Here is a 23,247-nt window from a genome sequence, read left to right on the forward strand (position 1 = left end):
TAAGTAATCCGAAAATCATGAAAATGATTCTCCTCGTACCGGGGCCTCGTCGTGCCCGGACACCTGCTGGTTTCAGTCTGGTAATCACCATTCTGATGATGGTTCTTCTGAGCACTCTGGCCTTGGGGTTGCTGTCCCTCTCGTCCATCACCCTGAGATCCAGCGAGGCGGGTGCGGCCATGGCCACCGCCAAGGCGAACGCGAGATTGGCGCTCGCGATGGCGATCGGGGATCTCCAGAAGTTCACCGGCCCTGACCAGCGGATCACCGCGGATGGCAGCCGGGATTCCGACCAAACCCGGAAGCATTGGATCGGAGCTTGGAAAACCACCCGCACCCAGGGCGGGACCGAGGTTCCCGTGGTCAACTGGGATGCCGGCTCCTCGGCGATCCTGGATGCGAGGTCCACATCTGGAGTCGCGGCCAAGGACCTCTTCCAAGGCTGGCTGGTTTCCGGATGGCCGAATATCGGCAATGAAAAGGTGGCGCTGGTGAGTACCGGCTCGGTGGCGAATGCGACCGATTCCGTGAACGTGCCGCTGGTGGCCATTTCCGACGGCAACCGCCGTCTGGGGAGCATGGCCTACTGGGTGAGCGACGAGGCGGAGAAAGCGGCTTTCGGCGTGCCGGATTATTTGGTCGGCAAGCAGCCCGCCACTCCGGGAGACGATGGTTACAAACGCATGTTGATGCCGCAGAACGCCGGTATCGAGGTGCTGGCGGGGTTGGAAGCCTACGACAAGGCCACGGCGGCGAATTTGGAGAAGGCCTTCAACCCGAACCAAGCGGCGCTCGCAGGTGCCTGGGGCACCACTCCCCTCAAGAATTACTTCCATGCGGTTTCGGCCACTTCCCACACCCTGTTGGCGGATCCGGTGCGCAGTGGACTGAAGCGTGACCTCAGCGTGTATCTGGAGAATGGCTCGGCTCCCGCTCGCGACACCTTGCTGCCGCAGGTGGACGACACCACCGCCCTGTTGGAAGGGAGCAAGCGTCAGGCCCAGGGGCCGAAGCTCGGCACTTTCCGCGCGTGGACGAAACTGGCCGACGATGTCACCACGGACGGGACGATCGCCCCGCGGGGCTCGGCCAATACCGTGAGCATGGGTTACACCCAGGGTGGCCTGCTGGCCTACGGCAAACTGCCGAGCATGCAGGCGTCGAACATGCCGATCGGGCCGGTGGTGGCCTCGGTGCAGATGTACACCCGCTTCTCCTACGTCCGCGGCTATCTCGTGACGAACCTCTACCCGCGGATCGTGCTGTGGAATCCCTACAATGTGACGCTCAAGTCCTCTGCCTACTCAATGGATTTGAACTTTGCCTTCAGCGACGACGGCAAGGTGATGAAAGGTTCCACCACCTATCCGGAAACCTACGACTACACGCCGCGGGGCAACAAGGACATGCGGCCCCGCCTGAGCATCGAGGCCACGGAATTCGCCCCCGGCGAGGCACTCGTGTTCAGCCCGAAAATCAGCACTCCCAACGTGGGCGGCAATTCGATGCAGCTCGTGGGACGCACCGCCACCGGTGAAAACCTGATGAGCGCCAAGACGGATCCGGCCCTGATGTCGAACTTCTACGTCACCCTGCGGACCACTCCGGTCACCGTCGCCGACCTGCCCGCCACCTTCGACCACAACCAGGGCGGTTACTACTGGGTCGATGGCATGGACTGGTGGGAGAATAACACCGGGAACGGCATGAAGGTGAGCCTGCATCTGGGCTCGGCCACGAACTACACCAACATGATGGCCAACCCGGTGCTCCAGGTCGTGGACATGGACAACTGGAAGCGCGAGTACAGCGGACGCTTCAATCCCGGCCGCTGGCGGGTCGGAGGGCAGGAACCGCTCTACGACTACGAGACCACCCAGACGATGATCCCGTGGTCGCGCACTTGCTATGGCTTCCGCTACAAGTGGCCGGTCGAGGTGAATCCGTATGACTTGGCCGGCACTTCGGGAAACCGCTACTGGGAAGCCGCGGTCCAGTCCGACTACAACCTGCGTGCGCCATTCTGCTACCGCAGCCCGTATGACAACATCACGGACAACGGCGAGTCCCACCACTGGTACATGTGGGGGCCGTATGCGTCGGACAGCGTCCAGTCGCTGGACTACAATTCGTCCCAGCTCGCGGTTTGGAAGAATTCCAGCGGCTACTACCGTGGCAGTCCGTTCTTCGGGGCGGCGAAGGCTTCCGCGAGCCACGTCTATCCGAAGTACGATCTGCCCTACCACGACGAGCGGGTGGTGTCGCTAGGCTCCTTCCAGCATGTTCCGCTCACGCCCTTCGTGTGGCATCCGGCATACGCCGTCGGTTCCGGATGGGTTCCGGCGAACCTGAAAGACCGTGCCCGGACCGCGGATTCCACCACGGCTGGCCAGTGGACCTCCGAGATCAAGTTCCTGCCGACCTGGTACCGCCAGACGCTTGGCAGCGACGAGACCGTGTATGATCTGGCCTACGAGGCGAACCACGAGCTTTGGGACCGTTATTATCTCTCCGGGTCGAAGGCCGCCGAGCGTGCGGGCTTCATTTCCCAGCCGACCGTCAACCGCATGCCGAACTCCAGGCTCGTCCCGCGAACGGATGTGAAGCCCAGCGCCACCCGGATGAACGACTACTATCAGGCCGCCTCGGAGGTGATGCTGGCGGGGGGATTCAACGTGAACTCGATGAACGCCGATGCTTGGAAGGCTGTCCTCGCATCGCTCCGCGACGTCACGGTTCCGGCCCAGAGCGGCGGCTCCGGTGGGGCGTCCGGGACGTCCTTCAACCGGTTCCTGACTCCTCCGGGCGGGGACGTGTCCCCGGTGGATTCCTACAAGGCCGCGAGCTGGAATGGTTTCCGCAAGCTCTCCGATGCCGAACTTGGAAACCTGGCCACGAAGATCGTGGACGTTGTCCGGGAGCGCGGACCGTTTCTCTCGGTTTCGGATTTCGTGAACCGCCGCCTGGTGCCGACGGGCACTTCGAGTTCGTCCGACCAAGGTCTGATGGGCGCGTTGGATGATGCGATTGCCCGGGCCGGCCTCAACCAATCGCTCATTTCGGGGGACACCTCGTTCCGCATGAGTGGCTTTGGTGCGGCCAGCTACGAGCCTGGAAACAATGCGGCGGCATGGGGGGAAACCAGCCACGTCACGAAAACGGGTGGCAGCTCGACCGGTTTCAGCAAGGCCGCCGGTATGCCAACCTTCCTCCAGCAAGGGGACATCCTCCAGTCGCTGGGTTCCACCCTCACCGCCCGTGGTGACACCTTCCGTGTCCGGGCCTACGGGGAAGCCCGCGATGGTTCGAACAAGGTCATCGCCCGGGCATGGTGCGATGCGGTGGTGCAGCGCCTCCCGGACTACGTGGACGCCTCCAACGCGTCCGAAATTCCGGCGTTCGCGTCCACCGGCACGCCCAATCCAGCCGTCAGCACCGTTAACCGGCAGTTCGGCCGCCGTTATCAAATCGCGTCCTTCCGTTGGATGCTGCCTTCCGAAATCTGAACGACCTGACCCATTGCAAATCATGAAGAAAACCGTTTCCGTTTCGATGCTCGTGTCGGTGTTGGCCGCGGCGCGATTGATGGCTCAGGCACCTCCGCCGCCCCCGCCGCCGTCCGGTGGTGGTGACGGCCCGCCGCCGGGAGCCGGGCGTGATCTCAGCTCCGCTCCAGTGCCAGCAGCCGATAAAGCGGCGAAAGGGCTGGGACTCACCGATGAGGAGAAAAAGGCCGGCCTGGTGACGGTGTCGGTGATGCCGGTGGGATTCATCCCGCCTCCGATCATCAAGCTCGATGCCTCCGGCATGCCGCGTGAAACCTACCGTAATCCGATGGAGTTCCCGCCGGTGGTCTACAAGGTCAAGACCGCCAAAGGTGAGGTCAAGATCATCGGGGCCCAGAACCAGCTCGGTCCCTCCTCCGTGATTCCACGCCAGGAGAGCACGACTCTTTACTACGTCTCCCCTCCTGATCCGAAGAGCACCACGGAGCAGAAGGGCGAGGACCTGCGTCCGATCGGAAAGCTGGCGATTGCGCCGGATGCCACCCACCTGCTGGTGGTGATTTGGAAGGAGCCGTCCGAAAAGATGTGGAACTCCCCGAAATACAAGGTGATCGACGTTTCCCCGTCCAAGCTCGCGCCGAACAGCCTGACCGCCATCAATGCCTCGGAGGCGACCCTCACCATCCAGTCCGGCAAGGGGCCGTTCAAAATGGCCCCCGGTTTCATGGGGCGGGTAGAGCTGCCCCTGAACAAGCAGGGGGAGGTTCCGATGTACGTGGCGACTTCCGCCAATGGTGAACTGGAGCCGCTGTCCCAGACCGTGGTGTCCACCGCCACCGACTCCCGGATTTTCCTGGTGGCGTGGGAAGCACCGAAATCGCGTGCGACTCCCGCGGGGGTGATGATGACGGTCGGCTCGAAGCAACTGGTCCTGCCGACCTTGCCCCCGGACACGAGCCAGGCGGCGCTGGACCGGCCGTGATCCGGAAAGCCTGATCCTCATGAAAAGCCCGCGCCGGATGTCCGGCGCGGGCTTTTTGATGAAGGGATGGCTCAGCGTTCCTCGCCGCCGACCAGCGTCTTCCAGACGTTGAAGTCGGAATCGAGCAGCACGATGTCGGCGTGGAAGCCGGGCTCGAGCTTGCCGAAGCCCTCGAGGCCGAGCGACTGGGCCTGGTTCCAGGAGGTGGTTTTGACGATCTGGGACAGCGGCAGGCCGGTGATGGCGGCCACGTTCTTCACGCCGTCGTTGTAGAGCAGCGCGGAGCCGGCGAGCGCGCCGCCGTGCTTGAGGCGGGCGACGTCGTTTTCCACGACCACTTCGAGGCCGCCGAGCATGCACTCGCCGTTGCCGATCCAGGACGCGGCCATGGAATCGGTGATCATCAGGATGCGGTCGATCGGGACGAGCTTGAAGATGAGCTTCAGCATGTCCGGGGCGAGGTGGACGGTGTCGCAGATCAGCTCGATCTTGATCGAGTCGTCCATCAGGCCGGTGCCGACCACGCCGATCTCGCGGTGGTGGAGCGGCGTCATGGCATTGCCGAAGTGGGTGAGATGGGTCAGGCCGGCGTCCTTCGCGGCGGCGATGTGGGCCGCGGTGGAGGAGGTGTGGGCGGCGGAGCTGGTGATGCCGTGCGCCTTGGCCTCGCGGATCACTTCGAGCGCGCCCGGCATTTCCGGGGCGAGGGAGACGATCAGGGCCGGGGCGATGTCATGGAACGCCTTGAGCTCGGGGAAATTCGGCAGGCGCACGTATTCCGGGTTCTGGGCACCGGCTTTCTCCTTGTTGATGAAAGGGCCTTCCACGTGCACGCCCGGAGCGCGGGTGAATTCCGGGTTCGCCATGTATTCGGCGATCTTGCCGGCGATTTCCTCCAGCTTGTCCTGCGGCTGGGTGAGGGTGGTGGGCAGCCAGGTGGTGACGCCTTCCTGGAGCTTCTTCCGCGCGATGTGGCGGATGGCTTCCAGCGAGTTGTCGCAGACGTCGTGGCCGTCCGCGCCGTGACAATGGATGTCGAAGAAACCGGGCATCGCAATGCGGCCGGCGGCGTCGATCACGGTGTCCGCGGCGGGGAGCTCGGCCCCGGCTTCATAGACGGCGGCGATTCGGCCGTCTTCCAGCAGGAGCGCGCCGTTCTCGAGGTCCCGGTCCGGCGATACAATACGGGCGTTCTGGATCAGTGTTCTCTTCATGGACAAAAACAGACAAAGGTTACGCGCAATAGGATCGGGCCAATTTCCGTGCCTGACAAGCCGGGACCTTGCGGTTAGGGTCCGGCGTTTTTTCCAAACCAGTTTGATCGATGACCGGAGACTCCATGCCCACGCCCGCCGAGGTCCGGGAACGCCTGGTGGAGGACTGCTTGGCGATGGAGGGCGGGCTGCGGCACCTCCTTGATCCGAAGGCACGGGTGGCGGATGAAACCCACGCGTTGCGGAAGAAGGGGAAGTCGCTGCGGGGAGGGCTGGTGCTCCTGCGGGCACCGAAGTCCGCCGTCCGGGCGGTGGGCGCGGTCGGCCGGTTCCTCGGCGCACCGCGGGATTCCGTGTCCCGCCAGACCACCTGGCGGCGGCTGGATCTGGAGGAGGGGCCATACGCGGAGGAGCCCTCGGTGGCGGCGATCGGCGCGCTTTTGGACGTCCACGCCCACACCGCCACCCGGCGGCCTCCGCCCGTGGCGGTCGAGTGGGCGGAGGCCAGGCTGCGCCATGCCCGGGCCGCGCTGGTGGCGATTCCCGATGAGCACCTGGATCGCCGGGTGGAGAAAGGACGGCGGTTTTTAGCCAAGCGCCTGCGCAAGCGGCTGAAGGCGGTGGGCCACGATCCCGGCGCCGAGGAGCTTCATGAAGCCCGGAAGGCGATCAAGGCCTGGCTCGGCGCGCTCGGTCATCTGGGTGAGGCCGCGGAGCCGGGGCTGGTGGAGTATGCGGACCTGCTCGGCGACGTGAACGACCTGCACGTGTTGTCCTCGTGGCTGGCGGTTCACGGCTTTTCGCCGGAGCTCGCCCCGATCCCGTGGCGGGCAGTGGAGGAACGGCTCGCCGCAGTGCTGGAGGCGATCTTCATCTCCACCCCGGCGGTGTGGAAAATCGTCTCAGCCCGCTGAACCTTTCAGCAGATGGCGACCGCTCCAGAGGTAATTGCCGCCGGAAATCACCGTCAGGGCGACCGCCGCCCACAGCGAGACCTGGGCCAGCCAGCCGTCCGGGCGGCTCAGGTTCACCCAGAAGGTGGTCGAGGCTCCCGGATTTGCGACATCGGAAAACGTCAGCCAGACCAGCCCGGTGATACAGAAGGTGAGCTGGAAGGTGGTCTTCCATTTCCCGAGATTGTCGGCGGCCAGCACCTGGCCGGCCTCGATGGCGATCTGGCGCAGGCCGGTGACCAGGAACTCCCGGGCGATGATCAAGGAGGTCACCCACACCGGGCATAACCCTCTGGCGCAGAAGAAGACAAAGGCGGCGCAGACGAGGATTTTGTCCGCCAGCGGGTCGAGCAATTTCCCCAGCGGGGTCACCAGGCCCATCTTCCGGGCGAGGTAGCCGTCCAGCCAATCGCTGGCAGCGGCGATGCTGAAGGCGATCAGGGCCACGATGTGTCCGGCCAGGCCGGCGGCCCCGGTTCCGACCACGAAAACGACGGTCAGGACCAGGCGGGAGAGGGTGATCGCATTCGGCAGATTCACGGCGGCAATGTGGGAAATGCATCCGGAAAACGCAACAAGGGGTTGCTTGCAAGCAGCCGGTATCCTACACCCCCGCCGCCTCCTAACTCCATCACACCATGAGCAACAGCGATTTCGGACTTATTGGTCTGGCCGTCATGGGCCAGAATCTCGTCCTCAACGTCGAATCCCGCGGCTTCCAGGTCTCGGTCTACAACCGCACCACCGCCGTCACGGACGAATTCGTCGCCGCCCACCCGGACAAGAAGCTGGTTGGTTCGAAGTCCCTCGAGGAGTTCGTCCAGTCCCTGGCCTCCCCGCGCAAGGTCATGATCATGGTGAAGGCCGGTGGTCCGGTGGACGCCGTGATCGAGCAGCTCATCCCGCTCCTCGACAAGGGTGACATCATCATCGACGGCGGTAACTCGCTTTACACCGACACCGAGCGCCGCGACAAGTGGCTCGGCGACCTCGGTTTCCGCTTCATCGGCGCCGGCGTGTCCGGTGGCGAGGAAGGTGCCCGCAAGGGTCCGTCCATCATGCCGGGCGGCCCGCTGTCCACCTGGGACGTCATGAAGCCGATCTTCGAATCGATCTCCGCGAAGGTCGATGGCGAGCCCTGCGTGACCCACATCGGCCCGGGTGGCGCCGGTCACTACGTCAAGATGATCCACAACGGCATCGAGTACGGTGACATGCAGCTCATCTGCGAAGCCTACAACATCTTCAAGGCCGCCGGCTTCACCCCGGCCGAGCTCGCCACCGTCTTCACCGATTGGAACGAAGGCGACCTCGAGTCCTACCTCATCCAGATCACCTCGAAGATCTTCGCCCAGCAGGACCCGGAAACCGGCAAGGCGCTCGTCGACCTCGTGCTCGACACCGCCGGCCAGAAGGGCACCGGCAAGTGGACCATCATGAACGCCGTCGAGAACGCCGTCGTGATCTCCACCATCAACGCCGCCGTGGAAGCCCGCATCCTGTCCTCCATGAAGGACGCCCGCGTGGCCGCCTCCGCCAAGCTCCAGGGCCCGAAGGCCGAGATCTCCGCCGAGAAGGCCGAGCTGGTCAAGAAGGTGCACGACGCGCTCTTCGCCTCCAAGATCATCTCCTACGCGCAGGGCCTCGACCTGATCGCCGCCATGGGCAAGGAGAAGAACTGGGGCCTCGACCTCGGCAAGATCGCCGCCATCTGGCGCGGTGGCTGCATCATCCGCGCCCGCTTCCTGAACCACATCACGGACAGCTACCGCTCCAACCCGGAGCTCAGCAACCTGATGCTGGCCCCGTACTTCACCGACCTCCTCAACCAGTTCCAGCAGAACTGGCGCGAAGTCATCGCCACCGCCACCCTCGCGGGTATCCCGGTGCCGGCGTTCTCCGCCTCCCTCGGCTACTACGACAGCTACCGCAGCGCCGTCCTCCCGGCCAACCTGCTCCAGGCCCAGCGCGACTTCTTCGGCGCGCACACCTACGAGCGCACGGACAAGCCGCGCGGCGAGTTCTTCCACACCGAGTGGCCGGAAGTCATCGGCTGAGCCGGTGGCGGCGCTTTCCAAGCGCCCAGCCTCTGAATCTGAAAGGAGTCGTGCGCGAGCACGGCTCCTTTTTTATTTGGCTACTCGGCCTTCGCGTTCTTCTCCCACTTGTCCGCGGGGATGAGCACCGCCTTCGCGCCGGAGCCGTTGAGCCAAGCCTTGGCGTCCTTATCACCCTTCAGCTCCGTGTCCCAGAAGGCGGTGGTGAGGGCGAGGATGGCGCGGTGGTAGCGCGGGTCCTTCGGCGCGGCGCCGAGCAGGTCGCGTTCGCCGAAGGTCATGTGCACGCCCTTGTCGAAGACCACCTGCCAGGCGGGTGCGCTTTTGAGATTGGGGAAAACCTTGAGGCGGTCCTCGGCGGAGGTGTTGCCGATCGGGCTGGTGTCGCCGGTGCCGGTCATCAGCAGGCAGGGGACCTTGATCGAGGCGAAGGCCTTTGCTGGATCGCCCATGGCGGGCGGGCTGGGGCTCATCATCACGGAGGCCTTGATGCGCGGCTCCAGGAACGACATGCCGCCGAGCGGATAGGTCTGGCCGGACACCGCCTGGGTGGTCACCGCGCCGAAGGAGTGGCCGGACATGCCGAGGTGGGCGAGGTCGAGCCGGTCGTGCAGCGGGTGGGTCTTGTCCGCATTCCAAGCCGTGAGGGCATCGATCACGGCGGGGATGTCCTTGCCGCGGGCGGTGAGGTTTTCCAACGAGGCGGCCTTTTTCAGCTCCGCCATCCGGCCGATCACCGGCGCGCCCTTCCACACCGCCTCATCGCTGCCCGCGTGCTGGACGAAGACCACCACATAGCCGCGCCCGGCCCAGTGGTTGCCGAGATAGGGGTTGTTGTCGCGGGACCCGCCGAGGCCATGGGAAAACAGGATCACCGGCGCGGGTTTGGCGGTCGCGGGCAGATAGACGCGGACCGGGATGGCCCGATCGCGCTTGGCGTCCTTCACCTCGAAGGTCTTCGTGTCGATTTTCGCCTCCGGCACCTTCAGCGGATCGTAGGGCGCGGCCCCTAGGGTGAGGACGGAAAGCAGCAGGGCGGCCAGGACGCGGAATCTCATGCAGGAGGAACCCGCGGGAAAACGGGAAGTTGTGCGGCACTCCCCCCCTGTCTCCGTCCCCGCAAAGATTTCCTGCTAACCTTCCGCGGGTTCCAGTATTCCAGAAGAGGTCCATGGAATCGGATGCGGACATGCCCTTCGTCAAGCTGCTGACCGAGCACCAGAGCGTGATCACCTCGTTCGTGATCTCGCTCCTGCCCGGCGCACCGGGGGTGGACGATGTGATCCAGGAAACCAACGCGCTGCTATGGACGAAGCGGAACCAGTTCCAGCTTGGCACGAATTTCCGCGCGTGGGCGCTGACGGTCGCCCGATTCCAGGTTCTCGTCCATCTGCGGACCCTCAAGAAACAGCGGTGGGTCACGCTGGACAGGGACGTGGCGGACCTGCTGGCGGATGAGTTGGAGGCGCAACCCGATCCCGAGCCCATCGAGCGGCGGATCGAGGCGCTGCGGACCTGCCTGGACAAGCTGCGTCCGACCGACCGCGAATTGCTGATGCAGCGCTACTGGCACAAGGTCCGCTTGCAGGATTTCGCGGTGAACCGCGGGAGATCGCTGAGTGGATTGAAGGTGCAGCTCTTCCGGTTGCGGGTCGCGCTGAAGCGGTGTGTTGAAAGCCGGCTTGTTTCGCAATGGCAGTCATGAAATCCGGACCTTCCAATCCACTCCGCCTCGAACGGGTCCTCCAGGATCTGGAAGATGGCGTCGTCAGTGCGGAGGATCACCGTTGGTTGATGTCCCAGTTGCGGAAACACCCGGAAGCCCGCGAAGCTTATCGGAAGCATATGGCTTTTGCGGCCGCCCTGCATGGCATGGCGAAAGCGTGGGAGCCGGAGCACGAGCGGGAGGTTCCGGAGCCCGTCGTGATCGAGCCGTTCCGCTGGCAGCCGTGGGTGGCGGCCGCCGCGCTCATCGCCATGCTGGCGGTGGCGGCGGTGTTCGTGCTCGGACGCCGGGGGCCGCCCGCGAATGTCACGGCTGGATCGGGAGGATCATGGGCGTATGTCAGCGGGGGAATCGGCTCCGATGGGGAGTTCCGCCCCGGCACGAGCCTGCGGGTGGACCGCGGCAGCGTGGAACTCGTCACCCGCCAGCGCACCCGCGCCGTGGTGGAGGCACCCGCGCTGGTCACCATGGACACGGCCCAGCAGGTCAGCCTCGCCAATGGCAATGCCTGGTTCGAGGGAGAGCAGGATACCCCGCTCACCGTCGTGACGGGGCTGTTGCGGGCCGTTTCCTCCGGGGCGCGGTTTGGCGTCGCGATCACCACCGCGGGGCACCGGCTCCAGGTGAAGGCGGGCGAGCTGCGCGTGACCCCGGCATTCCCCGGGGCTCCCACCATCATCCTGGGATCCGGCCAGGCCGCCACCGTGGATGACAGCGGCCGGTGGACCTCGGACCTCATGGACGCGGGGCTGTTCCTCGATCGGCTGCCCCGTCAGGCAACCTACATCCACTGGAGCTTCGATGAGGCGAAGACCGGTGTTTTCCCGGCGTCCGGCCATGGCATGGGTGAGGATCCGATCAAGGTGACCGGCACGGACCTGCAAGCCGCCGCGCCGCGCCTCGTCGCCGGGGCGTTCGGCAGAGGCCTGGATCTGACCGGCGGCGATGTCTTCGCGGAGAGCCGCTTCGCCGGCATCTCCGGCGGTGGGCCGAGGACGGTCGCGCTCTGGATCAAGGGCAGTCCCATCATCCGGCGCACCACTCCCAACCGTGCGGAATACACGCCCTCCGTGGTCCAATGGGGGGACGAGTCCATCGATGGCGGGAGCTGGACGTTCCGGGCCCATTGCGCCACCGGCATCATTGGCTCCCAGTGGGGCCGGGGCGGGCTTCTCACCGCCGGAAAGATCGGCACCCGGAGCGTGCTTGATGAGCAGTGGCACCACATCGTTTCGGTCTTCACCGGCGAGGTCAACGAACTCGGCGAGGCGGATGTCCGGCACTATATCGATGGCCAGCGCGTGCCCACGACCAACCCGGTCATGCGCGACCGTATCGATACCCGGATCGGCACCAGTCCGGAGACCCGGCTGCGGGTCGCCTGGGATCCCCGGTCTTCGACAGCCAACGTGCCGGTGATGGTGGATGAACTCTTCATCGTCCGCGGCGCCTTGAGCGATGCCCAGATCAAGACCCTGTGGCAGGAAAACCGGATCGCGGAAGGGGAGTGAGGGAATTGCAGGAAATTTTTTCGGAATCCTGCTAACCGGAACCGGGTTCCTGCATTTCCTAGTGCCGGAGCGAAGCCGCCCGGTGCTTCGCCGATGAAACCCATTCTGCCGGGACTTGCAGTCCTGTGGGCATCCGCCCCGCGTCATGCGGAGGTCGATGTCCGCCACAGTGTTGATGCGGACGCTCCTGCTTCTTCCGGAAGCGGTCGCCGGGTCGTGTGGGTGGAGCCCGGCGTGGTCCCCTGATTCTCATCCGCCATCCAACCCTAAAAAACCTGTGAAGATCCATCATTGCTGCCTGGCAGCCATGCTTCTCGTGAGTTCCGCCCATGCGGGCGTCTGGGCTCACTATTCATTCGATACCGATTGCTCCGATGTTTCCGGCAACGCCCGGAATGGAACGCTGACCGACGTCGGCACCACCGGGAACAGCGGCATCATCACCACTCCCGGCGATTTCAAATTCGGAAACGGTGCCATCAACTTCAGCGCGGACCGCGATTACGTCGCGATTCCCTCGAAGACCTTCAGCTCGGGAACCGCATACACGATCGCCTTCTGGGCTAGGAAGACCGCGGGGGACACCGGCCAGGCCGCGGATTGGGACATGGCGATCGGCCAGCGGGATACGTCGACGTTCTTCATCGCGTTGAGCGATGTCACCGGTTCCGGCCTGCGCTGGCGTGGCAACTCGAGCGCGACGGACCGTCAGGCCGATTTCACGGTGACGAAGGACTACACGTGGCACCACTACGCGGTGGTCGCCTCCGGCACGACGATCACCCTGTATGTGGATGGCGTGTTCTCCAGTTCCGCCACCGGCAAGCAAACCGGCTTCACCGTGGATACCATCGGGGAGGCTTATCTGGCGGCCAATGACTTCGATTTCAACGGCCAGATGGACGAGGTCTGGATCTACGATGAGGCCCTCGGAGCCAGTGCGGTCAACGCGTTGTTCCAATTCAACGACTCCAATGCGACCCCGGCCTACACGGGATTCCATCACCGCTACGATGGCAATTTCACCGACAGCACCTCCGCTGGAAACGGCGGCACGCCGCAAGGTTCCGCCGGCATCACCTCCGATCCCTCCTTGACCGTCGCGGGCAGCGGGGCGTTGGCGCTGGATGGCGCGGATGGCTCCTTCGTGACGCTTCCTACGGTCGGGACCTACAGCGCCACCCAGCCGTGGTCGATCGCGTGGTGGGCCCGCCGCCAGAGTCTCGGCACGGACAAGGGGATGGTGATCGGCCGGGGCGACAACACCGCCGATTTCATCTGGTTGAACGATTCGTTCACCGGTCTGCGCTTCCGTTCCTCGAGCTCGGGCACGCTGGATTTCACCGTGGCGAAAGACATGAACCTCCACCACTACGCGCTGGTGGCGGATGGAGCCGGTCACCTTACCCTCTACGTGGATGGCCAGCAGGGCCAGACGTTGAACGGCAATACCGCCTTCGCCCTCGACTCCATCGGCAAGGCGTATCCGACGACTTCCCTCCATTACAATTTCCAAGGGACGCTCGATGAGATCCACGTCACCCCCTCGGCGATGGATGCCGCGCAGGTGTTGAGCCTTTATCAGCAGGAAAAACCGCCCGCCACTCCGGACGCCCTGGTGACGCGGGTGCGGGTGGTCTTGATCGGCGGGCAATCGAATGCCGATGGCCGGGCGGCGGTGGGTTCCCTTCCAGCCAGCCTCCAATCTCCGCAGAGCGATGTGGACCTCTACTGCCGTGCTGGCAGCGGGTCCCCTGTCTTCACCACGTTGCGTCCGGGATTGAGCGGAACCTCCCAGTTCGGACCGGAGGTGGTGCTCGGACGGCGCTTGGCGGACCTCTACGCGCATGAATCCGGCACCCGGGTGGCAATCATCAAGTATGCGCGCGGCGGCACCACCCTCAGCACCCAGTGGAAGGCCGGTGGCGATGCCACCACCACGGGCGATGGACCGGACTATGTCAGTTTCCAGCAAACCGTGACGGAAGGGCGGGCTGCCCTCGCCGCGAAATATCCGTCCGCCACGTTGGAGCTGGATTCCATGGTATGGATGCAGGGCGAATCCGATGCGGTGCCGGGCTTGGCGGCGCTTTACCAGACGAACCTCACCAACTTCATCGCCGACGTCAGGGTCACCTATGATGCTGCCCTCCCGTTCATCATCGGTCGCCTCTCCAGCCAGCAGACATCCCTCGACGCCGTTTCGTTGGCCACGGTGCGCGCCGCGCAGGACGCGGTGGCCGCGGCCGATCCCCGCACCGGGGTCTTCTCGACCGACGCGTTCGCCGTGAACGGCGACAATCTCCACTTCGGTGCGGCCGGGCAACAGTCCCTCGGCAGCGCCTTCGCGGACGACGCCATTTACTACCGGTGGATGATCGAGACTTTCGGCGCTGCCGATATCGACGCGGGCCGCACCGAGCCCGACGCGGACTTCGATGGCGATGGCCAGACGAACCGGTCGGAGTTTCTCGGTGCCAGCAATCCCATGTCCGCGCTCTCGCGTTTCAGCGCTTCGGTTCTGGTGAACAACGCCACGGCGGGCACTGTCTCCTACACTTCCCTGAGCTCGAGGTTGTATGCGGTGGAGCGCTTCGCCGAAGGCACCGGCAGTTGGGAGACGGTGCTCTCCTACAGCCAGGGCCAGGATGGGCAGACCACCCGGCCTCTGACCTTGTCCGGTTCCCGGGGGATTTTCCGGGTGACCACGAAGTTGCCGTAAGCGGGTCGTCACGTCGCGGGCATGGGACGCATGGACCGTGCCCGCGAGAGCTGCCGGGGGCAGGCATCTGAGGTCGCGGCTCGACTGCCCCTTCCGAAAAGCGTGGTTCCCGCTCAAAAGCCGACGAAAGATTTCCGGCTTCCGCGTTTGGAAGAAGGCATGGTATTTACCATGGAGGGTCGTCCCTATGGGCAGCGGCTGGTTGGTAGTCCAGTCCCCTGTGTGGAACCCTGTTCGCATTTACACCACGGTGGACGAGATTCGGAAGATCCTGGAAGTGACCCAATTGCCCAAGGGCCGGGTGTCGTCGGAATTGTTGCCGCTCGTCTATGACGAGTTGCGGGTGATGGCCGAGAAACGGCTGGCGGATGAAAGTGTCTGCCAGACGTTGCAGGCCACGGCCTTGGTTCATGAAGCTTGGATTTCGGTGGCGGGAAACGACGAGCGGATGTGGACCAACCGGACCCATTTTTTCCGCGCCGCGGCCTTGGCCATGCGGCATATCCTCGTCGACCGGGCCCGTGCGAAGGCGACCTTGAAGCGCGGGGAGAACCCGGAGCTGGTGGACATCGAAAGCCTCGACATCGCGGACGCGTCCATCGACGAGCGCGTGCTGCTGGTCGATGAGATGATGGTCCTGCTGGAGCGCGACGACCCGGAGAGCGTGCGCCTGATCACGCTGAAGTTTTTCGGAGGACTCACCAACAAGGAGATCGCCGTGATGGACGGAGTGACGGAACGCACCGTCGAACGCAATTGGTCGTTCGCCCGCGCGAAGCTCTTCCGGCTGATTCGCAAGGAGATGAACGAACGGGAATGACCTCGCCGATCGACAGGCTAATGTTCGTCGCCGTCTCGGGCATTGCTTCGCCCGAGGACCGCCGCGCGTTCCTGGATTTCGCCTGCCATGGCGATCAGGCGCTGCGGGAACTCATTGAGGAACTGCTGCAGATCGAGGGCGAGGCCGAGTCGTTCTTCGAGTTCGAACCGGCGATGACGCGGGTCGAGGTCCGGACGGACGGCGAGCAGGATGGCATCGGCGCGTGGATCGGTCCCTATCGTTTGATCGACCGCCTGGGCGCGGGGGGCTGCGGCGTGGTGTATCTGGCGGAGCAGGAAGAGCCGGTGCGGCGGAAGGTGGCCTTGAAGATCATCCGCCTCGGCATGGACACGGAAAGCGTGATCCACCGCTTCGCGATCGAACGCGAGGCGCTGGCCCTGATGGATCATCCGAACATCGCCCGCGTGCTCGATGCCGGAACCACCTTTTCCGGGCGCCCGTTCTTCGTGATGGAGCTGGTCGATGGGGAGCGGATCACCGACTACTGCGATCGCAAGCGGCTGGGACTGCGGGAGCGGCTGGAGCTGTTCGTGCAGGTGTGCGAGGCCATCCAGCACGCGCACCAGAAAGGGGTGATCCATCGCGACATCAAGCCCTCGAATGTCCTGGTCCGGGAGCATGACGGGCGGCCGGTCCCGAAGGTGATCGATTTTGGCATCGCGAAGGCGACGCTCGGGGGTACCGAGGGCGATGCGACCTACACGCGCTCGGGCCAGTTCCTCGGCACCCCCGCCTACATGAGTCCGGAGCAGGCGGAGGGCAGTGAGGACATCGATACCCGCAGCGACATCTACAGCCTCGGCGCGATGCTGTGCGAACTGCTGGCGGGGCGGCCTCCGTTCGCGCCCGAGGATTTCAAGAACCGGGGGGTGGATCAGATCCGCACCATGCTGCGGGAGCAGGAGACCGGAGGTCCGTCCACCTTGCTGCGGAGCATCGCGAAGGAGGACATGGAGAAGGTGGCGGAGCGCCGGGCGGTGGATCCGCTGCGTTTGCCATCCCAGCTCGCGGGAGACTTGGACTGGATCGTGATGAAGGCGACGGACAAGGACCGGCACCGCCGTTACGGGACCGCCAATTGGCTGGCGATGGATCTCCAGCGCTACCTCAGGGACGAGCCGGTCTCGGCCCGTCCTCCCAGCCGCAGCTACCTTCTTCTCAAAATGGTGCGGAGGAACCGCCTGCTCTTCGCCGCGGGTTGTGTTGCCTTGTCCGGCTTGGTCGCCGGCCTCGGGGCCTCCACCTACCTGTTCATCCGCGAGCGGAACGCCCGGACGATGGCGGAACAGGCCCGGGCCAATGAACAGCGGATGTTCCAGGCCTCCGAGTACGCGGACGCGGTCACGCAGGCGGCCGTGTTCGTACGCTACAGGAACATGGAGGAGGCGGACCGGCTGCTCGCGACGATTCCGCCCGATCAGGTTCCAGCCTCCCTGGAGGCCGCGAACACCCTCATCGCCGTGGCGAACGGGAATCTCAGGAAGGGCAATGGCAAGGCCGCGGCGGATCGCTTCCACGCCCTCGTCCATGTCCTCGCCCACGTCGACATGACCGACACCGAGGCCCTTTCCCGCGAGTGGATGCCGGCCGCCGCCGCCATCACCGAGTGGGGAACGCCCGCGCAGTATGAAGATCTCCGCCGTTTGGCCGTCCGGCGCTTCGCGGGCTCGACCAATGCATCGGTGGCGGAGCATTTGCTCAAGTCGACCCTGCTGGAGCCGGTCGATCCCGAAACGCTGAAGGCGCTGGCTCCTTCGGCTGCTGTCATGGAGGCCACCCTTTCCGGACCGAAGAGGGAGAAGGTCGAGAATCTCGTGGCCTGGCGGGAGTTCGCCCTGGCCCTGCTGGCCTACCGGCAGGATGACCTCGGCAAGACCGAGTTCTGGGCCCGCGCGAGCCTGAAGGCATCCGGCCACGAGCAACGGGACGGCTTGGACCACATCCTCCTCGCCATGGTCGCCTACCGGCAGGGGAGGGTGGATGAGGCGAAAGAAACCCTCAAGGCTGTCCGCGCGGACATGACGGAGTGGGAAAAGTCGCCCATGACCGATGCCACCCGCCATTCATGGTCGAACTGGGGGTTCGGCAGGCCGCTCCTCCGGGAGGCCGAGCACCTGGTGGGGATGGACGTCGCGGCGCCGGAGGCGAAATAGCGGGAGGGGAACTCCGGGCAAACGTCCCGGGGTGGGGGTATGCCTAGGGATCATGGAGAGCCGTGAGGGGGCTTGGATAATTTCATGAAATTTTTCGTTCCAGGCGAAAAAACGTGTCGGGTCGTCGGCGGGAACATCGCCCATGTGAGTAGGGGGCATCCATTGCCGCCCCCCTCCTCATCGATCGCATTACCCATGAAACCGAAGAAGACCCCCTTGTTCCTCCCTGGACGCGGCTCCCTCCTTGCTGTTGCCATGACCTTCGTGACCACGGCCCCCTTGGTCCACGCCGCCACCCGCACCTGGGACGGCGGAGCCACGGTGGCTGGCACCAATGGCGCCGGCGTGAACATGGGAACGGCGGCGAACTGGTCCGCGGACACGCTCCCGGTGGCGGGTGACACCATCGAGTTCACCGGTTTCGACAGCGCCACCACCGATCTGGTGATGACCTCCACGCTCGGCGGGAGCGGCACCGGCTCGGGGCTGGCGGCCTTCAATGTGAATCAGGCGAACGCCCTGTCCTTCTCCGGCTCGACCACCTCGTTCTACACCCGCTTGGCCAACGGGGGAACCTTCACCGTTTCGAGCGGCGCGGGTGCGATCACGTTCGGAACGAATGCCCGCATGATCTGCGGTGCCGGCAGCAGCACCACCGAGTCCTTCACCTGGACCAATGATTCCGCCAACGCGGTGGTCTACGCCGCGGATACCAACGTCGCGGGAATTCTCGGCGGCAGCGGCACCCGCAACATCACCTTCACCGGTGCGGGTGCCGGTGGCTGGACCTTCAACCAAATTTTCCAGCAGACCGGAGCCTTCGCCGTGAATCTGACCAAGGATGGGGCCACGCAGTTGACCCTGGCGGCGGCGAACGCCGCGACGGTCGCGGGTAGCACCTTCACCATGAAGGCTGGCAAGCTCAACCTGAACAACGCCACGGCCCTCTTCAATACGAACATGGCGCTGCTCGTCCAGGGTGGCACGCTCGACAACACCAGCGGCGCGGCCCTCACCCTCACCAGCAACAATCCGCAGACCTGGAACGGGGATTTCGCCTTCGGCACCGTCGATGGTACCGCGAACAACAGCCTGAACCTGGGAACGGGTGCCGTCACCCTGGGCACCACTGCCGGCACCTCCCGGACCATCACCGCCAATGGCGGCGGGACCTTCACCGTGCCCAGCGTCATCGCCAATGGCACCACCGCCAACGCCCTGGTGAAGACCGGCAATGGGATCCTGCGCCTGGATGCCGCGAACACCTTCAGCGGCGGCCTGACCCTCCAGTCCGGCCCCCTGCACTTCGGCGGTGCCACCGCCGCGGGACCCGGCACCCTCACCATCAACGGCGGTTCGCTCGTCGCGCGCAATGGCAGCAGGACCCTCGCGAACAGCGTGGCCGTGGGCGGGGACTTCACCCTCGATGACATCACGGTTCCGAACAACGCGCTCAATCTCAGCGGCGCGATCAATCTGGGCGGCAGCACCCGCGTGATCACCGTGGCGGACGCCTCCACCGGAGTCGATTCCACCATCTCCGGTGTCATTTCGAACGGCGGCTTCACCAAGGCGGGCGCGGGCAGCCTCACGCTCTCCGCGGCGAACACCTTTGCCGGGGCGACCTCCATCACCGGTGGCACGCTCACGTTGAACAATGCCAATCCGATCAACTCCACCACCGGGGTCTCGATCAATGGCAGTGGCGCGAAACTCGTCCTCGCCTCCGCCGCCTCGGTCTCCGCGCCGGTCACCCTCACCCAGGGCGGGCTCGATGGCATCGGCACCATCAGCTCCCTCACCGTCGCCAACTCCTCTGGCAACACCCTCGCCGCGGGATCCGGTGCCACCGGCGTGCTGACCTTCGGCACCCTCACCTTCCAGGGAGCCGCCACCCTGAACCTGCGCGTGGCCGGAGCCTCCCCGGATGAATACCTCCAGACCACGACCCTTGAGACGAATGCCGCGGCCCCTGTGACCGTGAACGTCTCGAACTCCTCCACCACCTGGTCGAATGGCACGGACTACACCCTCATCCAGTTCTCCAGCTACAGCTCGGCCGCGGATGCTTCCCACTTCACCCTTGGCACCGTTTCCGGGCTCGCCCCGGGCCAGACCGCCGCGCTGATCAACACCGGCACTGCCATCGTGCTCCGCATCACCAGCGCCAGCCTGATTTGGACCGGTCTTCAAAGCTCGGATTGGACCACCACCGCGGTGGGCGGTTCCATGAACTGGACCCTCGGCGGGATCGCCGCGGAGTTTACCACCGGCAGCTCGGTGTCCTTCGATGACACCGCTGCGAACCACCTGGTGAATCTCGTCGAAAACATCACCGCGGGCTCGGTCGTGTTCTCGAACACCGGCACGAACAACTACACCCTCTTCAGTGCCGGCGGCTTCGGCATCGCCAGCGGGTCCCTCGTCAAGAACGGCAACGCGAAATTGACCATCGCCACCCCGCAAACCTTCACCGGCACCACCACCATCAACGCGGGGACCGTGGAGATCATCGAAACCGGCTCCCTCGCCAGCAGCTCCTCGATCGCGAATGCCGGCAGCCTGGTGCTCAATCCCGACTTGTCCGCCGTCTACGCCAATCCCATCACCGGCACCGGCAGCCTCACCAAGCTGGGCGGAAACGCCCTCACCCTTTCCGGTGACAGCACCTTCACCGGCGGGGTCGACCTGGAAAACGGCCTGCTCAATCTGAACAGCGCCGGAGCTCTCGGCTTGGGCACCACGGCCCTAGTGCTGAACGGCGGCTCGCTGGACAACAGCAGCGCGGCCGATGTCTCGCTCTCTTCGTCCCGCCCCATCTCGTGGAACGTCGACATGGCCTTCACCGGTACCCACAGCCTTAGCCTCGGCTCCGGCGCGGTGACCCTCGGCGGTACCGGCTCCCGCACCATCACGGTGGTGGCGAACACCCTGGCCATCGGCGAGGTGAAATCCACCACCCAGGGCCTGGTGAAAGAGGGGCCCGGTACGCTGGTCGTGTCTGGCAATGGTGGGGGCGCGGCAGGCAGTGTGCTCGGTGGCGCCCTGGCGGTGCCCTCCGGCACCCTGCAGATCAACCGCACCGGTGATGCCGTCGGCGGGGATTTCACCGCGACCGGACTTTCGGGCACCGGCACCATCACCAACGGTGCCGCCGTGGTCCGTTGGCTGCTCGTCAACACCACCGGCACCGAGACCTTCAATGGCACCCTGGCCAATGGTGGCGTCGGCCCCCTGGGCCTGCAGAAGCTCGGCACCGGCACCCTCATCCTCACGGGCACGAACAGCTACACCGGAGTCACCACGTTGAGCGCGGGGGCCCTCAACGTGAGGAGCAACGGCGCGCTGGGTGCCAGCGCCGTCAGCGGGGTGTCCCGGAACGGATACCTCCAGTTGGAAGGCGGCATCGAGATTCCCGCCACTGTCACCTACACCCTGAGCAATGACGGCACCGGCATCACCCCGTGCGCGGTCCAGAACGTTTCCGGCGCCAACAAGATCGATGGCGTCGTCACCATGACCTCCGGCGGGGGCAACCCGGCCTTCCAATCGGACGCGGGCTCGCTGACCCTGGCGGGGAACATCACCAGTGACCAGACCCGCTCCCTCGTCCTCCAGGGCGCATCCACCGGGGCGAACACCGTCAGCGGTGTCATCTCCAATGGCACCGCCGGCACCAACGGCGTCATCAAGAACGGCGCTGGCACCTGGACCCTCTCCGGTACCAACACCTACACCGGCGCCACCGCCGTGAACGCCGGCACCCTCGCGATCACCGGAAACTCCTCTGCCGTCACCGGCGCTGTCACCGTCGCCAGCGGGGCCACCCTCGCGGGCGCGGGCAATCTCGGGGGAGCGGTGACCGTCGCCAGTGGTGCCCACCAGGCGATCTCCGTCGCCGCCACCTCCGGCGCGCAGGTCACCCGCGTCATCAGCGGTGCCTTGACCCTCACCGCCGGCAATATCCTGGACCTCACCGCCGGGGCTACTCCCGCGGATGGCACCTACACCCTGGTCACCGCCAATGGCGGCATCACCGGCACCCCCACCACTGTCAACCTCAGTGGCATTACCGGCACCGTCGTGGTGTCGGGCAACAGCCTCGTGCTCATCGTGGGATCGGGCTACGACAGTTGGGCGGCTTCCAAGGGACTCACTGCGGCGAACAATGGCCCGACCCAGGATCCGGATGGCGACGGGATCTCCAACCTCCTTGAGTTCACCCTCGGAGGCGAGCCCCTCACCTCCGACCGCTCCATCCTTCCGACGCAGACCGTGACTCCCACCGATTTCATCTTCACCTTCCACCGGGCGGATGAATCGGAAATCGAGATCACCCTGACCTTCCAATATGGATCGGACCTCGCCGGCTGGTCGAATGTCGCCGTCGGGGCGACCTCGGCGGGACAGGTCACGGTCACCGAAAACGGTGCCGCCCCTGATACCGTCGTCGTCACCATCCCCCGCAGCAGCGCCGTCGGCGGCAAGCTCTTCGGTCGCCTGCGCGGAACCAAGCCGTAATGGCCGTGGACATCACGCGCCAGCCGGAAGGCTGGCGCGTGCTTCCCGTTGGTGAACCGTGTTTCGAGAGATGGCTCTGGAGAGGTTGAGTGTGTGGATCGATCCCCATCGTATTCATGGAAGATGCAATCTCGTGCGCCGATGCGCCTTTCATGGCCTGTGCTCCGGCTGCCGATTTGCCTGAGCGGGGTTCCATGCTTCCCGCCGGAGAGCCGCCGGTTCCCCAGGTGAATCCCACCATCCAGATCCGGAGCTTCATCGCCCGCAGCCACCATGGGCCCGGCCAGTGGTCCGCGTCGCACTATCACCGGGAATGGGAGATCGTGTTCATCCAGAGGGGATCCGGCATCCGCTGTATCGGGGACTCCGTGGAGAAATTCACCGCGGGGGACCTGGTGATCATTCCGGGAGGACTCGCGCATGTCTGGCATTGGAACGCCGGGCAGAAGCCCCGCTGCACGGTGCTGCATTTCCTGCCGCAGGCGTGGGGAACCACGTTCTGGGAACTCACCGAAATCCAGGCCTTCCGCAGGCTCTGTGAGAAGGCCGGAGGGGGCGCGCGCTTCAGCGGCCGCGGGGTGGCACAAATCGGCGGCAGGATGGAAGCGCTTACGAAAACCGATTCCGCGACTTTGGCCTCATTGTCCGAACTGCTCGGCATCTTCTCACGGATGACGGATTTGGAATGCTATCCCTTGAACGCGCAGGGGGCGGGAAACGGGACGCGCCGGAACCCCCTTTTGGAAGATCTGCTGGCGTGGGTGGCCGCCAACCTGCGGGGCGGGATCACACAGCAGGAAGCCGCCGACCGGATGAAGATGAATCCGAGTTCGTTCTGCCGCTGGTTCAAGATGAATGCCGGGTGCTCCTTCAAGCGCTATGTGAACGAGATCCGCGTGGCGAAGGTCTGCGCCAGGATCACGCGGGGTGACCAGTCGATCACCGAGGCTGCCTTCGCGGCCGGGTATAACAACCTGTCGAACTTCAACCGGCACTTCCTCAACATCACCGGGGTGACTCCGTCGGCGTTTCGAGACCGTCATCGGAAATCCGTGGAATAG

Annotated in this window: 14 protein-coding genes; 11 read left to right on the top strand and 3 right to left on the bottom strand. The window is 64.9% G+C overall.

Translation table 11 applies throughout. The features are described 5' to 3' along the window. The first annotated feature begins 95 nt into the window (after window positions 1-95). Together llg_RS08660 and llg_RS08665 are read left to right on the top strand one after the other, a co-directional pair. A complete protein-coding gene (locus llg_RS08660) occupies window positions 96-3,506 on the top strand; it encodes a hypothetical protein (RefSeq protein WP_338289379.1) in 3,411 nt (1,136 codons plus the stop codon). Between the two features lie 22 nt (window positions 3,507-3,528). Then, window positions 3,529-4,488, top strand: a complete 960-nt coding sequence (locus llg_RS08665) for a hypothetical protein (protein ID WP_338289380.1) — start codon at window positions 3,529-3,531, stop codon at window positions 4,486-4,488. A 71-nt stretch (window positions 4,489-4,559) separates the two neighbouring features. On the opposite strand, the gene nagA is transcribed toward llg_RS08665, so the two are convergent. Further along, complete coding sequence (nagA, locus tag llg_RS08670) at window positions 4,560-5,702, bottom strand: N-acetylglucosamine-6-phosphate deacetylase (RefSeq protein ID WP_338289381.1); 1,143 nt, start codon at window positions 5,700-5,702, stop codon at window positions 4,560-4,562. 110 nt (window positions 5,703-5,812) lie between these two features. Here nagA and llg_RS08675 point away from each other — a divergent pair, with 110 nt between their 5' ends. Then, entirely contained in the window at window positions 5,813-6,616 is an 804-nt protein-coding gene (locus llg_RS08675; RefSeq protein WP_338289383.1) for a CHAD domain-containing protein, read from the top strand. Here the strand turns inward: llg_RS08675 and pgsA are convergent. Continuing rightward, a complete protein-coding gene (gene pgsA, locus llg_RS08680; RefSeq protein WP_338289385.1) occupies window positions 6,605-7,195 on the bottom strand; it encodes a CDP-diacylglycerol--glycerol-3-phosphate 3-phosphatidyltransferase in 591 nt (196 codons plus the stop codon). The two genes, llg_RS08675 and pgsA, sit on opposite strands and share 12 nt — an antisense overlap. Before the next feature lie 98 nt (window positions 7,196-7,293). Between pgsA and gnd the strand changes: the two genes are divergently transcribed. After that, complete coding sequence (gene gnd, locus llg_RS08685; protein ID WP_338289387.1) at window positions 7,294-8,712, top strand: decarboxylating NADP(+)-dependent phosphogluconate dehydrogenase; 1,419 nt, start codon at window positions 7,294-7,296, stop codon at window positions 8,710-8,712. An 80-nt stretch (window positions 8,713-8,792) separates the two neighbouring features. On the opposite strand, the gene llg_RS08690 is transcribed toward gnd, so the two are convergent. Beyond that, window positions 8,793-9,770 (bottom strand): hypothetical protein, encoded by a 978-nt coding sequence (locus llg_RS08690; protein ID WP_338289389.1) that lies wholly within the window; start codon window positions 9,768-9,770, stop codon window positions 8,793-8,795. A gap of 131 nt (window positions 9,771-9,901) precedes the next feature. Here llg_RS08690 and llg_RS08695 point away from each other — a divergent pair, with 131 nt between their 5' ends. The 7 genes from llg_RS08695 (at window position 9,902) to llg_RS08725 (ending at window position 23,247) form a co-directional block, all read left to right on the top strand. Continuing rightward, window positions 9,902-10,417 (top strand): sigma-70 family RNA polymerase sigma factor, encoded by a 516-nt coding sequence (locus llg_RS08695; RefSeq protein ID WP_338289390.1) that lies wholly within the window; start codon window positions 9,902-9,904, stop codon window positions 10,415-10,417. After that, window positions 10,414-11,949, top strand: a complete 1,536-nt coding sequence (locus llg_RS08700) for a hypothetical protein (RefSeq protein ID WP_338289392.1) — start codon at window positions 10,414-10,416, stop codon at window positions 11,947-11,949. Before llg_RS08695 ends, llg_RS08700 begins: the two co-directional genes overlap by 4 nt. A 307-nt stretch (window positions 11,950-12,256) precedes the next feature. Further along, complete coding sequence (locus tag llg_RS08705; protein WP_338289394.1) at window positions 12,257-14,671, top strand: LamG-like jellyroll fold domain-containing protein; 2,415 nt, start codon at window positions 12,257-12,259, stop codon at window positions 14,669-14,671. 220 nt (window positions 14,672-14,891) lie between these two features. Next, window positions 14,892-15,491, top strand: coding sequence for an ECF-type sigma factor (locus tag llg_RS08710; protein WP_338289396.1), 600 nt, complete (start codon window positions 14,892-14,894; stop codon window positions 15,489-15,491). Further along, entirely contained in the window at window positions 15,488-17,665 is a 2,178-nt protein-coding gene (locus llg_RS08715) for a serine/threonine-protein kinase (RefSeq protein WP_338289397.1), read from the top strand. Before llg_RS08710 ends, llg_RS08715 begins: the two co-directional genes overlap by 4 nt. A 255-nt stretch (window positions 17,666-17,920) precedes the next feature. Then, window positions 17,921-22,186, top strand: a complete 4,266-nt coding sequence (locus llg_RS08720) for an autotransporter-associated beta strand repeat-containing protein (RefSeq protein WP_338289398.1) — start codon at window positions 17,921-17,923, stop codon at window positions 22,184-22,186. A gap of 194 nt (window positions 22,187-22,380) precedes the next feature. Continuing rightward, complete coding sequence (locus tag llg_RS08725) at window positions 22,381-23,247, top strand: AraC family transcriptional regulator (protein WP_338289399.1); 867 nt, start codon at window positions 22,381-22,383, stop codon at window positions 23,245-23,247.

This window comes from Luteolibacter sp. LG18 (genome assembly GCF_036322585.1).
GTDB lineage: Bacteria > Verrucomicrobiota > Verrucomicrobiia > Verrucomicrobiales > Akkermansiaceae > Luteolibacter.